Source organism: Acidobacteriota bacterium (assembly GCA_012729555.1).
Lineage (GTDB): Bacteria > Acidobacteriota > UBA6911 > UBA6911 > UBA6911 > UBA6911.
Map to the genome: position 1 here is coordinate 20,311 of JAAYCX010000016.1, position 14,191 is coordinate 34,501.

At 67.5% G+C, this 14,191-nt stretch carries 16 protein-coding genes; 7 read left to right on the forward strand and 9 right to left on the reverse strand.

Annotated features, from left to right (window positions below; all coding sequences use genetic code 11):
• Position 1 precedes the first annotated feature (1 nt).
• Complete coding sequence (locus tag GXY47_04810) at positions 2-1,039, reverse strand: aldo/keto reductase (GenBank protein NLV30458.1); 1,038 nt, start codon at positions 1,037-1,039, stop codon at positions 2-4.
• Positions 1,040-1,225: 186 nt separating this feature from the next.
• On the opposite strand from GXY47_04810, the gene GXY47_04815 reads away from it, so the two are divergent.
• The 4 genes from GXY47_04815 (at position 1,226) to GXY47_04830 (ending at position 4,402) form a co-directional block, all read left to right on the forward strand.
• On the forward strand, positions 1,226-1,834 hold the full coding sequence (locus GXY47_04815) for a hypothetical protein (protein ID NLV30459.1): 609 nt from the start codon (positions 1,226-1,228) through the stop codon (positions 1,832-1,834).
• On the forward strand, positions 1,827-2,201 hold the full coding sequence (locus tag GXY47_04820; protein ID NLV30460.1) for a transcriptional regulator: 375 nt from the start codon (positions 1,827-1,829) through the stop codon (positions 2,199-2,201). The genes GXY47_04815 and GXY47_04820 overlap by 8 nt, the downstream gene beginning before the upstream one ends.
• A gap of 63 nt (positions 2,202-2,264) precedes the next feature.
• Positions 2,265-2,981 (forward strand): di-trans,poly-cis-decaprenylcistransferase, encoded by a 717-nt coding sequence (uppS, locus tag GXY47_04825; protein ID NLV30461.1) that lies wholly within the window; start codon positions 2,265-2,267, stop codon positions 2,979-2,981.
• On the forward strand, positions 2,978-4,402 hold the full coding sequence (locus GXY47_04830) for a B12-binding domain-containing radical SAM protein (GenBank protein NLV30462.1): 1,425 nt from the start codon (positions 2,978-2,980) through the stop codon (positions 4,400-4,402). Before uppS ends, GXY47_04830 begins: the two co-directional genes overlap by 4 nt.
• Here GXY47_04830 and GXY47_04835 read toward each other — a convergent pair.
• The 7 genes from GXY47_04835 to GXY47_04865 form a co-directional block, all read right to left on the reverse strand.
• Positions 4,335-5,774, reverse strand: a complete 1,440-nt coding sequence (locus GXY47_04835) for a TrkH family potassium uptake protein (protein NLV30463.1) — start codon at positions 5,772-5,774, stop codon at positions 4,335-4,337. The two genes, GXY47_04830 and GXY47_04835, sit on opposite strands and share 68 nt — an antisense overlap.
• A complete protein-coding gene (locus GXY47_04840) occupies positions 5,771-6,526 on the reverse strand; it encodes a hypothetical protein (GenBank protein ID NLV30464.1) in 756 nt (251 codons plus the stop codon). Before GXY47_04840 ends, GXY47_04835 begins: the two co-directional genes overlap by 4 nt.
• On the reverse strand, positions 6,523-7,692 hold the full coding sequence (locus tag GXY47_04845) for an MFS transporter (GenBank protein NLV30465.1): 1,170 nt from the start codon (positions 7,690-7,692) through the stop codon (positions 6,523-6,525). Before GXY47_04845 ends, GXY47_04840 begins: the two co-directional genes overlap by 4 nt.
• 98 nt (positions 7,693-7,790) lie before the next feature.
• A complete protein-coding gene (locus GXY47_04850) occupies positions 7,791-8,174 on the reverse strand; it encodes a hypothetical protein (protein NLV30466.1) in 384 nt (127 codons plus the stop codon).
• Between the two features lie 57 nt (positions 8,175-8,231).
• A complete protein-coding gene (locus tag GXY47_04855) occupies positions 8,232-8,843 on the reverse strand; it encodes an endonuclease/exonuclease/phosphatase family protein (protein NLV30467.1) in 612 nt (203 codons plus the stop codon).
• Between the two features lie 60 nt (positions 8,844-8,903).
• Positions 8,904-9,974, reverse strand: a complete 1,071-nt coding sequence (locus tag GXY47_04860; GenBank protein NLV30468.1) for a hypothetical protein — start codon at positions 9,972-9,974, stop codon at positions 8,904-8,906.
• Between the two features lie 20 nt (positions 9,975-9,994).
• Complete coding sequence (locus GXY47_04865; protein NLV30469.1) at positions 9,995-11,023, reverse strand: hypothetical protein; 1,029 nt, start codon at positions 11,021-11,023, stop codon at positions 9,995-9,997.
• Between the two features lie 186 nt (positions 11,024-11,209).
• Between GXY47_04865 and GXY47_04870 the strand changes: the two genes are divergently transcribed.
• The 3 genes from GXY47_04870 (at position 11,210) to GXY47_04880 (ending at position 13,562) form a co-directional block, all read left to right on the forward strand.
• Positions 11,210-11,725, forward strand: coding sequence for a YchJ family protein (locus GXY47_04870; protein NLV30470.1), 516 nt, complete (start codon positions 11,210-11,212; stop codon positions 11,723-11,725).
• Between the two features lie 206 nt (positions 11,726-11,931).
• Positions 11,932-13,254: an MFS transporter gene (locus GXY47_04875; protein NLV30471.1), complete on the forward strand. Its 1,323-nt coding sequence runs from the start codon at positions 11,932-11,934 to the stop codon at positions 13,252-13,254.
• Positions 13,255-13,340: 86 nt separating this feature from the next.
• Positions 13,341-13,562 carry a hypothetical protein gene (locus tag GXY47_04880; GenBank protein ID NLV30472.1) on the forward strand — a complete coding sequence of 74 codons (222 nt, stop codon included), beginning with the start codon at positions 13,341-13,343 and terminating at the stop codon, positions 13,560-13,562.
• Positions 13,563-13,616: 54 nt separating this feature from the next.
• On the opposite strand, the gene GXY47_04885 is transcribed toward GXY47_04880, so the two are convergent.
• The coding region (locus tag GXY47_04885) for a flotillin family protein (protein ID NLV30473.1) at positions 13,617-14,191 on the reverse strand (575 nt) is incomplete at its 5' end.

The following is a 14,191-nucleotide window of genomic DNA, read 5'->3' on the forward strand; positions in this document are numbered from 1 at the left end:
GTCAGTCCGGCCGCGCCGCCCCGCGCTGCAGCGCGTCCATCCACTCGACATTTTCACGGATCATGTCCGGGATCGGGAGGCCGTAGGGGCAGCGCGTCATGCACTCGCCGCACGCGGTGCAGCGGGAGGCCTTCTTCCAGGTTTCGGCCACCATCGGGTTTTCCAGGATGCCGCTCCCCATCCGCTTGATGAAGGAGCGCGCCCCCAGCACCATCTGGATCGGGATCCCCTCGGGGCAGGGGAGGCAGTAGTCGCAGCGGCGGCAGAACTTCCTGTCGAACTCCCGGCGGATGCTCTCGATGAGGGCGAGGTCCGTTTCGGTCAGGGTCCGGTCCCCCTCGAACACGCGCCAGTTCTGGTCGATCAGCCCCTTGTCTTCCACCCCGGCCAGCACGAGGATGCCGCTCCGGCCCAGGATCCATTTCATGGCCGTCTCCGGCGCCTCGATGACGCCGCCCGAAAAGGGCTTCATGGCGAGAACGCCCACCCCTTTCTCCAGGGCCCGGGGGATGATCGTGTCCCCGGCCGCCGGTTCCAGGAAGCTGTAGCAGACCATGAGGGTCTCGAACAGCCCGTCGTCCAGGATCGTCCCCAGCACGTCCAGGCTGTGGCTCGTCACCCCGATATGGCCGATGACGCCCCGCTCCTTCGCCCGGCGCAGCCCGTCGAGCGCCCCGCCGGGCGCGGTGACGAGGCGGTAGTCGTCCAAGCTGCTGATGCCGTGGCACTGGTAGATGTCGATATACTCCCGCCCGAGTTCCCGGAGACTGATGTCGATGTCTTTCTGAATGCCGTCGGAGGTGCGGCTCCACGATTTCGTCGCCAGGGTTACGGCGCGGTCCGTCTCCCGCAACGCCTTGCCGATCCGGGTCTCGCTCGTGGTGTACATCCGGGAGGTGTCGATGAAGTCCATCCCCTTCTCCACCGCGTAGCGGACGACCTCGACCGCCTCGCGTTCGCCCAGGCGCTGGATCGGGATCCCGCCGAAACCCAGCCGTACCGCCTCGATCCCCGTTTTGCCCAGTATGACGCGTTCCATGATGGCGCTCCCCTTCGATGAAATGAATCGGTATTCCTCGAGTCCGTGTCCCATGATACAGAAGTGCAGCCCGGAACCCAAGCCGGGGGTGGACGCACTCCCCGCCCGATAGTCGCTTTATATAAAAAAGTACTTGACGCATGGGGAGCCTGGTGTCAGGATACGTGCGATCCGGGAGAACGCCCCATGATGAAACAACCGCTCGACGCCGAGGCCGCCCACGAACAGCTTCTTTATATCCGTCGCACGCTCGATGCCGCGGGGCGGCTGTCGGCCGTGTCGGGCCGTTCCCTCGCGGCGGCCGGGGTCTTCGCCCTGGCGGGGGTCGCGGCCAACGCCTGGATCACGGGCGCTCCCTGGAACGCCGGGGGGCGCACGGGGACGGCCCTCGGCGTCTGGGGCGCGGTCCTCGTCCTGTCGGTGGGCGTGGTCCTGGTCGGGATGTACCGGAAGAGCCGCGAGATGCGCGAGCCGATCCATCCCCCGCTCCTGCGCCGGATCCTCTGGAGCGTCTGCCCGGCGATCTTCGTCGGCGCCCTGCTGACGGCCGTGGCGCTCGGCGCGCGCAGTCTCGAGTGGCTCCCCGTCATCTGGCTGGGGTGTTACGGGGCCGCCGTCACCAGCGGAGGACTGGTCTCGGTCCCCCCGATCCGGACCATGGGGGTCTGTTTCATGCTGGCCGCGGCGGGGGCGGCTTTTTCCCCTCCCGAAGCGCTGCTCGGATGGCTGGCCACCGGGTTCGGCTGGCTCCACCTGGTTTTCGGCGTCCACATCGCCCGGAGGTACAATGGCTAGGAAACGGTCGGACCGCCCGGTCCCCAACGAGCTCGACCCCCTCATCCACGAGCGCCTGCGGCTCGGCATCCTCTCCGCCCTGGCCGTCGAGGAATCGATCTCCTTCACCGGTTTGAGGGACCTGCTCGCGACAACCGACGGCAACCTGAGCGTCCAGGCGCGCCGGCTGGAGGAGGCGGGCTACGTTTCCTGTGAAAAGACGTTCGAAGGGCGGAAGCCGCGGAGCACCTACCGGCTCGCCCCGCGGGGGCGGAAGGCCCTGGAGGAGTACCTCGAGGTGCTGTCCGGCCTCCTCCCCGATATCTCGAGCGTGCGGCGCTCGCGGGCGCCGCGGCCCGGGACCGACCCGCTGCCGACGCACGGCTGACGGCGCGGCGGCGAATTTTTTTGGCTTATAACTTTATATTACAAAGTACTTGATGGAGGGCGTATGAATACCCTGAATCATCTGGCGGTGATCATGGACGGCAACGGCCGCTGGGCCGAGCTGCGCGGGCTGCCGCGCTGGCGGGGGCACGAGCGGGGGCTGGGCGCGGTGCGGCGCCTGTGCGAGGCGGCCTGCCGGCTGGGCATCCCCTGCGTGAGCCTCTTCGCCTTTTCGAGCGAGAACTGGAAGCGGCCGGAGACCGAGGTCCGCTTCCTCTTCAGGCTCTTCCGGCGCTACCTCGGCGCCGAGCGGGAGTACCTCCGCTCGCGCGGCATCCGCGTCTCGGCCTTCGGCCGCCGCGACCGCCTCCCGCAGCCGGTGATCGAGGCGCTCGAGCGGACGGAGGCCGAAACCCGCGACTGCGGGCGGCTGCACCTGCGCATCGGGCTCGATTACGGGGCGCGCTGCGAGATCGCCTCCGCCGCGCGCGAACTCGCGCGCCTGGCGGCGCGGGGGGATCTGGACCCCGGGGAGATTACCGAGGAACGGGTATCCCGGGTGCTCGGGAGCGACGCGGCCCCCGATCCCGACCTGGTCATCCGGACCGCCGGGGAGCGCCGGTTGTCGAATTTTCTCCTCTGGCAGGCGGCCTATTCCGAACTCTATTTCTCGCCGACCCTCTGGCCCGATTTCGGCGACGCCGACCTCGGGGAGGCCCTGGCCGATTACGAACGCCGCACGCGCAGGTTCGGCGCGCTGCCGGCCGCGGAGGCCCGATGAGGGTCAAACTGGTCCTGCCCGCGCTCACCGAGGCCAGGAGCCCCTTCTGGCGCCCCATCAAGTACAGCCTCTTCCCCCCCCTGGGACTGGCCACCCTGGCGGGTTACCTCGATCCCGACGACGAGGCCTCGATCTGCGACGAGCACGTGGAGCCGCTCGACCTGGAGGACCGCCCTGACTTGGTCGCCATCGAGGTCTACATCACCTCCGCCCGCCGGTCCTACGGGATCGCGGACCATTACCGCGCCCGCGGGGTGCATGTCTGTCTCGGGGGGCTGCATGTCACCTCGCTCCCCGGCGAGGCTGCGGCGCACGCCGACACCCTCTTCCTGGGCCCCGGGGAGGACACTTGGCCGGAGTTCCTCCGGGACTTCCGGGCGGGCGTCCCCCGCAGCGTCTATCGTTCCAGCCGGCGAACCCTCGAGGAAGCGCCGGTGCCGCGGCGCGACCTCATCCGGCGCTCCCTCTACCTGGTTCCCAACTCGATCGTGGTCTCGCGCGGCTGCCCGAACCGGTGCGGGTTCTGCTACCAGACCTCCTTCTTCCGAGGCGGGGCGTCCTTCTATGCCCGGCCGGTCGACCGGGCGCTCGCGGAGATCGCCCTGCTGCCGGGACGGCACCTCTATTTTCTCGACGACAACCTCTTCGGCGATCCGGCCTACGCCGTCTCCCTCTTCGACGGGCTCGAGGGGATGGGCCGCCTGTGGCAGGCGGCGGGAACGGTCCGTTCGGTCCTCGAGCCCGGGCTGCTGCGGCGCGCCGCCAGGAGCGGGCTCCGCAGCCTCTTCGTCGGGTTCGAGAGCCTCAACGAGCGCAACCTGAGGGCGCAGGGGAAAGGCCAGAAGCTCGGGGAGTACGCCGCCGCCGTCCGCCGATTGCACGAGCACGGGGTCATGGTCAACGCGAGCTTCGTCTTCGGGATGGACGAGGATGGCCCCGACGTCTTCGCGCGCACGGTGGACTGGGCCGTGGGGCAGGGGATCGAAACGGCCACCTTCCACGTCCTGACCCCCTATCCCGACACCCCCCTCTTCCGGCGCATGGCGGCGGCGGGGCGGATCACCACCCGGGACTGGGACCTGTACGACACGCGCCACGCCGTGTTCACCCCGCGGCGGATGTCGGCGGCCCGGCTGGAGGCGGGGTACCGGCGCGCGTACCGGGAGTTCTATTCCTGGCCCAACATCGCGCGCTCCACCGCCCGGCAGGAAGGGACGCTCCGCGGGGCGCGCCATCTCGCCTACAAGGCCGCCTGGAAGAAATGCGAGCCGCTCTGGGACCTCGTGATCAGGCTCCGGCGCCTCTCCGCGTTCACCCCGGCCCTGGAGAAGGTCCTTTCCCCGGCCCGTCCGCCTACTTCAGGGTCCTCGAGGAGACGAACATCAGCAGACCGAAGATCTCCAGCCTTCCCAGCAGCATGACGAGGGTCAGGACCCACTTTGCCGCATCCGGGAGCGCGCCGTAGTTGGAAAGCGAGCTCACGGACCCGAATCCCGGTCCGACGTTTCCCATGGCGGCGGCGGAAGCGCTGAAGCCGCTCAGGAGGTCCACGCCGCAGGCTGCCAGGAGGACGGTCGACAGGAAGATGACGGCCAGGTAGCAGCAGATGAAGAGCAGGCCCGCCGTGAGCACTTCGTCATTTACGAACGAACCCTCGAGCCTGAGGGAGACCACCGCCCGGGGGTGTTTCAGCTTCAGGACCTTCGCCCGGACAGCCTTGAGGAGGAGGATGACGCGTTCCACCTTGATCCCCCCGGAGGTCGAACCGGAACAGGCGCACTGGAGCGTGAAGTAGATCATGACGATCATGGCGAAGGGGGGCCACCCGGCGGAGTCCGCCGAGGCGAAGCCGGAGCTCGTCCCCAGGGAAACGATCTGGAAGGATGCGTAGCGGAAGGCTTCGGCCCATCCGGCGTAGACGCCGCCGTGCAGGCTGAGGGTGACCAGCAGGGAACCGACGGCCAGGGCCGCGAGGTAGCAGCGGACGGCGGTGGATTTCCAGATCGCCCCTATCTGTCCCCTGGCCGCGAGAAAGAGCAGGCCGAAATGGATTCCGGACAGGATCATGAAGAGGCCGATGACCGATTCCACCGCCACGCTCCCGTAATGGGCGACGCTCAGGTTCCTGGTCCCGAACCCCCCGGTGGCGATGGTGGCGAAGGAATGGGCGAGGGCGTCGAACAGGTTCATGCCGCAGGCAAGCAGGGAAACGGTCTCGAGCAGGGTGAGCCCCACGTAGACGGCCAGGAGAATGTGGAGGGTCTCCCGGGTGCGGTACTGAAAGTTGTTCCGGGCCAGGGGGGAGATCTCGGTGCGGGAGAGGACCATGGCCGCCTGGCTGATGGCCGGAAGGACCGAGAGGACGAAGACGATGATGCCGATGCCGCCGATCCAGTGGGTGGAGGCGCGCCAGAACAGCAGGCCCAGGGGGAGGGCTTCGACGTCGCCGAGGATCGAAGCCCCGGTGGTGGTAAAACCCGACACGCTCTCGAACCAGGCATTGGTGAAGGTGAACTCCCTCCCGTACAGCACGTAGGGCAGGACCCCCACCAGGCAGGACAGGAGCCAGCTGGAGACCACGATGAACAGCCCCTCGTCGTTCCGGATCTGGTCGGCCGGAGGTACAAAGATGAGGGGGAAAACACCGAAGAGGAGGGAGATCAGGGCGCTGTAGAGCAGGGGCAGAAATGCCGGTTCGTGGTTCCCGGCGGATATGGCGGCGGATACGGCCAGGAAGGCCCCGTTCGCCATCGCCACGACGCCGATGTAGCGGAGAATGATGTGAATTCTCATGATCCGGTCGGGCGCCCGATCGAGAGGTCCCTGACGGCGGCTGCCAGGTCCCGGAGTTCATCCCTGCTTTCAATCTTCAGGGTGAGAGGCGCCCCCGACCGGGTGCTGCCGCGGATTTCCCGGGTGAGGGAGACGATTGGTCGGATCACGTAGTAGTTGATGAAGCTGTTGAAAATGAGCACGAAGACGAGCGAGGAGACAATCGCCACGATCCCGGGCATGATGGCGCGGTTTGCCCGGCTGTACAGGCCGGATGCGGTGAGGTACAGGCTCTCCTCGTTCAGCTTCATGAGCGCATCCACCGACGTGCGTGCCGCCGTGTACTTTTCGTGGAACCGGCCGAAATATCGGTCGAGGGGGGGCTCCCCCCCCCGCTCTTCAAGCGCCTGGGTCCAGAGCCGCCGGTACTCCGCGTAGGCGGAGGCGATCGCCCCGACAGAGTCCCCTTCGCCGGGGACGGTCAGGTTGTTTCTCGCGGTTTCGAACGCCTGCTGGAACATGCGGTCGCCCGCGGAAATCGATGCGTGCCCCTGCTGCCATTTCCCCGACAGCGCCAGCAGCACCCCGCTGTTCTGCATCTCCAGCGCCTCGAGCATGGTTTTGGCGGCGTTGACGCTCCGGTAATTGTCGTTGAGCAGCCGGTTGACCGAAGATCCGATGGAACGGAGTTCATGGATGGAAAGCACCCCGGCGCAGGCGAGCATCGCCGCGAGGATCAGGAAACCGGACAGTATCTTGGCCTGGAGTTTCATGGCGCACTCCCTCTCACCCTGGTATCCGCCCCGGGACGGACCATGAGGGCGAACAGCCCGAGCCCCATGGCCATGCAGGCCGCGGTGGAGTAAAAGACCGACTCGAGCCCGAACCGGTCCGCGATCCCTCCCAGGGCGACCGGCCCGAGCCCCGTGCCGAGGTGCATGGCGAGCATGAAGAGGGTCACCGAGGCTCCCATGCCGTAGACGCGCCCCTCGTTGACCACGTAAGCGTTGGCCGCCGGGACGCCCACCGCCTGGCCGAGCGTGACCGAGATGTAGGCCGCGAGCAGGGGCCAGAAGCCCGCGGACCGGGGAAGGAGGGCCAGGGCCGCCATGGAGAGGAGGCCGCCCCAGAGGACCATGCTGCGGCGGTTCCATTTGTCGGCCATGCGGCCGGTGTACGACTGCAGGATGGAAACGGGCGAGCGGGCGGCGAGCAGGACGCCGATCAGGCTGGCGCTCAGGCCGACGGTGAGGTCGGCGAACAGCGGGACGAAGGCCATGAGTCCGGCGATCGTCACCCCGTTGGCGATATTGTAGCTGAGGGCCCCCCGCAGGTTGCGGCTCCGGAGCGGGTCGAGAAAAGAGAGGCGCGCCGCCCGCGACGTCTTCCGCCGCATCTCCCTCAGGAAAAGGATGGTGGCGCCCAGGGCGAGGGCGTTCAGAACGGCCATGAAGAGAAAAGTGGTCCGGATGCTGAACGCGTCCGAGATCAACCCTCCGGCCAGCGGGCCCGCCCCCATCCCGGCGAAGAGAACGGCGTTGAAATACCCCATCCATTTCCCCTCGTGCCCCTCGGGCGTGATGTCCCCGAGATAGGCCTGGGCGATCGGCATGTGGGCCGAGGCTCCCAGTCCCTGGAAGAAGCGCCAGAGGATGAGGTGCAGCGGGCGGGCGGCGTACATCAGCCCCACCGAAGAGAGGGCGATGATGCCCAGCCCCGTGCCGAGGAACAGTTTGCGCCCGAACCGGTCCGACAGCCGCCCGATGAAGAGCAGGGTCCCGATGCCGGTGATGCTGAAGCCCGCCTGCACCAGCCCCACCTCGAGCTTGGACGCCCCGAGGGTGTTGGCGTAGATGGGGAGGAAGGGGCTGACGATGCCCATGCCGAGCATGGAGATGAACATGCTCCCCACCAGCACGACGAACGCCCTCTTGTTCATGGCTCTCTTCTCGATTCCGTTGAGATGGTCCGGCGCCTCATTATACAGGTTTTCCCTCCCGCCGGAATCCGCGCGATCGACCCGAATCCGGGGAGGCTTCAGCGGCGGCCGCGGCCGATTTCGGCCAGCAGGGGGAGGTGGTCCGACCCCACGTCCATCCCCACCCAGCACTTTTGCGCGGCCAGGTCGCCCCGGGTGAGGATGTGGTCGATGCGGACCCGGTACTCGAATCCCCGGATCGCGATCTTCTCGGTGAACCCGTAGCCGAACCCCGCCTTCGAAAAGGCGTTCGCGTAGGCGGGCCAGAAGCGGCGGTACCAGGCGCTCTCGACCGGCATGTTGAAGTCCCCGGCAACGACGGCGGGGAACTCGTCGGTGCGCAGGAGAGCTTCGATTTCCTCGGCCGTCCGGCGGCGCAGCTCGGTTTCCTTTTTCAGGATATGGATCCGTGCGAGGGTGAGCAGCCGATCCCGGTCCAGCATGTTCGACAGGCCCTGCCGGGGGCTGGGCAGGTGGATGGAACTGAAGGACAGGTCCCCTTAGGGGAGGTGGACCACGCACTGCAGCGCGCTCGCCCGGGGCCACTGGCTGGGGGGGTGCATGATCCGGCGCCCCCTGGCGCGCGTTACGGGTGCGCGGGCCGCGACCACGAGGCGCTCCTCGGTGACCAGGGTCCATCCGGGGAGCACTTTCAGCGCCGTCTCCCGCGGGCATTCCTGCAGCGCCACGATGTCGGCCCCCGACTCCCGGATGAGCCGGGCGAGAGTCTCCCGGTCCATGCCCGGCCCGCCGACGTTGCAGGTCAGGACCCGGATCGGGGGGCCGTCCGCCGCGTCCCGGAAGAGGGGGAGGCGCAACCCCATGATGGGGCCGAAGAGGACGGCGGCGGCGGCGGCGAGCCAGGGCAGCTGGCGGCGCTCAAATCCGAGCGCCAGGGGGACGAAGAGGAGGAGGGGGAGGGTGAAGGCCCAGCGGGGGCCGAACAGGACCAGGGTGGCCGGCCACCAGCGGTCGGCTCCCAGGTGGAGGAGGAGCCAGAGCGCGAGGGCGAGGAGGAGGTAGACCTTGACGGAGACGCCGAACCACCGCGCCCACCACCCGTGCGTTCCGTGCGCGGAGCGCGCGGCTTTCCCGACCCCCGGCTTGTTCATGGAGCATAGATTGCCACAACCGCGTGGAGGTTGAACAGGGGGCAGGGGGGCGATTTTCTCCTAATCGACATACCTCGTTTCGTGGTTGGCGCCGAGCGACATCAGCAGGAAACCGAAGGGGTGGTCGACCCAGCGGGTGACGACGGGGCCGTGGGCCAGGCCCGCGGGGCAGACGACGGCCGTCGGCCGGTCGATGACGTGGCGCTCGTGCTCCGGCCCCAGCTCGATCTGGATTTCGGCGCCGAGGGAATCGATGTCGGCCGGGTCGGTGCCGGCGAACATCAGGACCTCGTCGGTGGGGTGCACGTGCGCCCCGCGCCCCGGTCCGCGCATCCACGCCCCGGGGCCGGTCTGGATGCCCCAGCAGAAATTGAGCTTCATCCCCTCCAGGTCCCGGCCGAACATCCACACGGCGTTTTTCGTCATCCCCGGCCCCGGCCGGCGCTCCGGGTCGGCCGTTTCCCCGTACTGCTCCCGGTCCCCGTCCGCCAGGGTGCGGGACCCGAGGGAGTTCGGCACCAGCGGCTTGATGAAGCGGGCGTTGACGTCGCCGCGGGTCACCGTTTCTTCCGAGACGTGCACCCTCTTGGCGCCGAAGGACGAATTCATCGGCGGCTTCAGCCCTCCCTCGGTCGACAGCGCCTGCATGCGCGCGATCTGCTCGTCCGAAATGCCGTCTCCCAGCCAGCGCGTGGTCGGGTCGGCCCCCAGGGAGATGATGAAGAAGCTGTAGCCGATCGGGCTCGTCACGTCGAGCGTCACCGAGGGGCAGTGCCAGAAGCCGGCGGGGGCGACGACGACCGAGGGGCGGTCGAAGGTGTGGATCTCCAGCTCCTTGCCGAGGCAGTACTGGATCTTCGCGCCCAGGTATTCGGGCCGGTGGGGGTCCAGGCCCACGAACACGAGGCACTCGGGGTAGGGGTGCACGTGCGGGTCCATCCCCGGGTGCCAGTCCCCCAAACCGGTGTAGAAGCCCCAGGAGAAATTCAGTTCGACCCCCTCGAGATGGTCGCGGCCGTTCAGCCAGCGGTTGACATCGGCGTTCCCCGTGTTCTTGAAGATCTGCTCCTGGCCCGGCCTCTCGGCCGTTTTCAGGGGCTTGAGCAGGTGGGCGTATTTTCCGGTAGCCATGGGTATCCTCCTCCCGGGCTCTACTCGAAAGACATCGACACGTTTCGGGCCAGGTTGATCAGGAGAAACGCGAAGGGACGGTCTACCCACCGGGTGACGATCGGCCCGTGAGGCATCCCGGCGGGGCAGGCGATGAAGGTCGACCGGTCGAAGAGGTGGCGTTCGTGCTCCTCCCCCAGGTCGATCTCGATTTCGGCCCCCAGGTCGTCGGGATGGTCCGGGTCCGTGCCCAGGTAGACCAGGATCTCGTCCTCGGGGTGGGAGTGCGCCTCGACCCCCCGCTGGGAGATGCCGGCGCCGCTCGAGAAGCCCCAGGCCACGTTGAGGTCCAGGTTTTCCAGGTCCCGGCCGTACATCCACGTCATGTGATCGGGGCTGCCGGGCCCCGGCCGGAAGCCCGTCCGCTTCTGGAACTCCCCGCGCGCGGCCAGCTCCTTGGGGGTGAAGCGCGCCGTCACCGGCCGCCCGCGCTCGGTGATAAGCCCCGTTTTGAGTGATTTGACCAGATGGCCGTATTTCCCCCCCCCCTGAGGGGCTCCCTCGGGGGCATGGGCTCCCGCCTCGTCGCCCCCTTTTTCCAGCCAGGTGATCTCCTGGGTCGCGTGCAGGCCCACGGCCAGGAACCCGAATCCGCGCGGGCTGTACACTCTTTTGGTCGTGATCGGCCCGTGGGGGGTCCCCGCCGGGAGGACGACGACGGTGGGCTCGTTGAACGCGTGGACCTCCCGCTCGCCGCCGAGGCTGATTTCGACCTCGGCCCCCAGGTAATGGACGTTGGCCGTGTCGAGGCCCACGAAGAAGAGGCACTCCGGGTAGGGGTGCCGGTGGGCGCGCGAGCGGGCGTGCCAGTCGCCGAGGGTCCGGTGGACGCCCCAGGAGAGGTGCACCCCCATCCCCCCGAAGTGGTCCCGGCCGTTGAGCCACACCTCCTTCGGGGCGCTCCCCGGACCGGTCACGGAAGCGTCCTTGAGCGAACGGTTCTTTTCTTCCCAGTCGATCAGCCCGGTGGTCCAGGGCTGGATGCGGTGCGCGTGTCGACCTGGCGTCATGGCGGTTTCCCCTCCAGCGTTCTGCCGTCTGGCCCGATGGTAGCGCAGTTTGTACGGGAGCGCGATCGATTTCTAGGCGGATATTTTCGAATTCGGAACCCTCGTCTTCTTTGGCGGCCCGGTCCGGTGCATAATGGGGGCGTCGTCGGGCAGGGGTTTGACGTTATTGTGCGAGGGGGGGAAGGCATGGCCCAGATCGAACGGAAGGGGACCGATCCGTGTCCCTGCGGCAGCGGCAATATTCTGGACGGGTGCTGCGGCCCGTATCTCGCCGGCGCGCCGGCGCCCACGGCGGAGGCGCTGATGCGCGCGCGCTACACGGCCTATACGGCGGCCGACCTGGACTTCATCGAGCGGAGCACGCACTCGCGCTCCCGGGCCGCGTTCAACCGCGAGAGCGCGCTCGAGTGGGCCGAACAATCGGAGTGGCGGGGGCTCGAGATCCTCGGCGCCGCCGGGGGCGGGGAAGGGGACTCCGAGGGGACCGTGGAGTTCATCGCCACCTACGTCCGCGACGGGGAGACGGTCGACCACCACGAGATCGCGTCCTTCCGCAGGGAGGACGGGGCCTGGGCGTTCGTGGACGGCCGCATCACGAGGAGGCCCTTCCGCCGCGACCAGCCCAAAACGGGCCGGAACGACCCCTGTCCCTGCGGCAGCGGAAAGAAATACAAGAAGTGCTGCGGGCAGGGACAGGCGTAGGCCCCCGCCGGGGGCCTATTTCGACTTCTTCTCCAGCTTCTCCTTGCGCTTTTCCTTGATCGATTTGGCCGGTTTCTTCTTGACGTCTTTCCTGATGTCTCTCGATTTCGCCATCACGCTCTCCTGTTTTGAGCCGGTATCATAGCCAAAAAAAACCAAAAAAACCACAATCGTAGAGGGTACAATCTTTTCAGGGGGGTGAGGGGATGGGGGAACTGAAGAGGATCTTCGCGGTCAGGCGGGCGGAACTCCCCTTTGCTCTGCTGATGTCGGCCTACTTCTTCCTCGTGATCTCGAGCTTCTGGGTGCTGAAGCCGATCAAGAAGTCCGAGTTCATAGACTTCTACAAGGCGGCGGGCGCCTTCGACCTGTTCGGCTGGCGGATGCTCGGTTCCCAGGCGGAGCTCCTGGCCAAGGTGCTCAACATGCTCGTGGCCGCCGCGGCCGTGGCGGTCTTCACCCTCCTCGCCCGCAGGTATTTCCGGCAGCAGCTCACCTACATCTTCTCGGTCTTCTCCATCCTCGTGCTCGCCGCCTATTTCCTACTGCTCCAGCGCCCGGGCGCGGGGACGGTCTGGAGCTTCTACCTCTTCGGGGATCTCTTCAACACGCTGATGGTGCCCGCCTTCTTCGCCTTCCTCAACGACAGCGTGGAAGAGGACCAGGCCAAGCGGCTGTACGGGCTGGTCGGTTTCGGCGGGGTGGCGGGGGGCGCCTTCGGTTCCGTCGCGCTCCGGGCCTTCATCGGCCGGGTGGCGATCGAGACCTGGATGCTGATCCTCATCGGCGCCATGATCGTCGTCATGATCCTGGCCCGCGCGGCCGCGCGCCGGCTCCCGGCCCGCAAGGCCAGGGCGGCGGCCAGGGCGGAGGCCCCGGCCCCCGGGGGGAGCGCGGCGCTCGAGGGGGCGCGGCTGGTGTTCCGCTCCCGCTACCTCCTGGCGATCGTGGCCATCGTCGGTTTTTACGAGATCGTCTCCACCATCATGGACTTCCAGTTCACCGCGAGCGTGGAGCACTTCGTCGCCGGCGGGGCCACCGGGGCCTATTTCTCCCATGTGTTCGCGATCACCAACGTGCTCGCCATGCTCATCCAGCTCTTCTTCACCAGCTTCATCATGACCCGGTTCGGCGTCGGGACGGCGCTGCTGGTCCTCCCGGCCGCCGCCCTGTGCGGCTCGGTGGGGTTCTTTCTCTTTCCCGCCCTGCTGACGGGCAGCATCCTCAACCCGGCCGACAACGCCTTCAGCTATTCGGTCAACCAGTCGGCGAAGGAGGCGCTCTACGTCCCCGCCACGCGGGAGGAGAAGTACCGCGCCAAGGCCTTCATCGACATGTTCGTCCAGCGCTTCGCCAAGGCCGTCGCCGTCGGGCTCTCGCTTCTGATGACGACGTTCTTCGGCGGGTTTTCCTCGCTCCGCTGGCTGTCGCTCATCGTGGCGGTGATCCTGGTCGTGTGGATCCTGGCCGCGCGCTACGCCGGGCGGAGGTTCGACGAACTGAACCGTGAGGAATCCCAAGCCGCCTGATTGCGGGCAGTGCGATGGACAGCAATGCACCAGAGTATGTTTTGGAAACATCATCTGGCGGGAACACGATGAGAACGACTCTTACCTTGGACGACGATGTGGAGGTTCTTATCAGGAAAGCCATGCGGGAGCGGGGAGAAACCTTCAAGGTTGTGGTCAATGCCGCCATAAGGGACGGACTCCGGCACGAGGTTCGGCCGAAACGGCGGGACAACATCGAACTGCCAGTCTTTTCCGGGGGGCGGCTCCTGATCGGCTCGGTGGACAATGTGGCGGAAGTGCTGCCCGATGAGTTTGAGGCAAAATGACCGCGCAGGGCGCCCGCCAGGCGGGGGCGCCCTGCACCGTCTGTCCGGGCTGAGTTACTCCTGATCGCCCGCGGCGGGGGAGGCAGGTGCGGCCGGGGGCGTCGCCTCGGGAGCGCCCGGGGCGACGTGCCCCAGGTAGTCGGGCAGTTCCACCCCCGCCATCCGGGCCACTTCGTGCAGCGGCGGGAGCGACTTGATCAGGTTGGAGAGAAAGCCCGCCGTCGACGAGCTCCCGCCCGCGCCGCCGCTGTCCCACACCGTGATCTTGTCGATCTTGAGGTTCCTGATCGCCTCGACCTGCCGGGCGACGATCTCCTCGATTTTCTCGATCATCAGCAGGGTGGCCGCCGATTTGGCGTCGTTGGCGCAGCTCTCCACCAGGAGGCGGTACCCGGCCGCCTTCGATTCCAGCACCTTCCGGATCCCCTCGGCCTCGGCCGTGTACCGGAGCAGGATCGCGTCGGCCTGCCCGCGGGCTTCGCGCCGCGTCTTCTCGGCCTCGGCTTCGGCCGAGATCTCGATCTTGCGCTTGTCGATCTCCTTCTGCACCACCTCCTCGGCGTTGAGCCGCTCCTGCTCGGCCAGGTACTGGGCTTTCTGGATCTCCACCTCGGCCCGGCGCCTGGCGA

Excerpts from the sequence above, each read along its gene's own strand:
- GXY47_04815 (NLV30459.1), top strand. The coding sequence starts at position 1,226 with ATGATGAAACAACCGCTCGACGCCGAGGCCGCCCACGAACAGCTTCTT.
- GXY47_04830 (NLV30462.1), top strand. The coding sequence starts at position 2,978 with ATGAGGGTCAAACTGGTCCTGCCCGCGCTCACCGAGGCCAGGAGCCCC.
- GXY47_04865 (NLV30469.1), bottom strand. The coding sequence starts at position 11,023 with ATGACGCCAGGTCGACACGCGCACCGCATCCAGCCCTGGACCACCGGG.
- GXY47_04820 (NLV30460.1), top strand. The coding sequence starts at position 1,827 with ATGGCTAGGAAACGGTCGGACCGCCCGGTCCCCAACGAGCTCGACCCC.
- GXY47_04835 (NLV30463.1), bottom strand. The coding sequence starts at position 5,774 with ATGAGAATTCACATCATTCTCCGCTACATCGGCGTCGTGGCGATGGCG.
- GXY47_04870 (NLV30470.1), top strand. The coding sequence starts at position 11,210 with ATGGCCCAGATCGAACGGAAGGGGACCGATCCGTGTCCCTGCGGCAGC.
- GXY47_04855 (NLV30467.1), bottom strand. The coding sequence starts at position 8,843 with ATGAACAAGCCGGGGGTCGGGAAAGCCGCGCGCTCCGCGCACGGAACG.
- GXY47_04840 (NLV30464.1), bottom strand. The coding sequence starts at position 6,526 with ATGAAACTCCAGGCCAAGATACTGTCCGGTTTCCTGATCCTCGCGGCG.
- GXY47_04850 (NLV30466.1), bottom strand. The coding sequence starts at position 8,174 with ATGCTGGACCGGGATCGGCTGCTCACCCTCGCACGGATCCATATCCTG.
- GXY47_04860 (NLV30468.1), bottom strand. The coding sequence starts at position 9,974 with ATGGCTACCGGAAAATACGCCCACCTGCTCAAGCCCCTGAAAACGGCC.
- uppS (NLV30461.1), top strand. The coding sequence starts at position 2,265 with ATGAATACCCTGAATCATCTGGCGGTGATCATGGACGGCAACGGCCGC.
- GXY47_04845 (NLV30465.1), bottom strand. The coding sequence starts at position 7,692 with ATGAACAAGAGGGCGTTCGTCGTGCTGGTGGGGAGCATGTTCATCTCC.
- GXY47_04875 (NLV30471.1), top strand. The coding sequence starts at position 11,932 with ATGGGGGAACTGAAGAGGATCTTCGCGGTCAGGCGGGCGGAACTCCCC.
- GXY47_04810 (NLV30458.1), bottom strand. The coding sequence starts at position 1,039 with ATGGAACGCGTCATACTGGGCAAAACGGGGATCGAGGCGGTACGGCTG.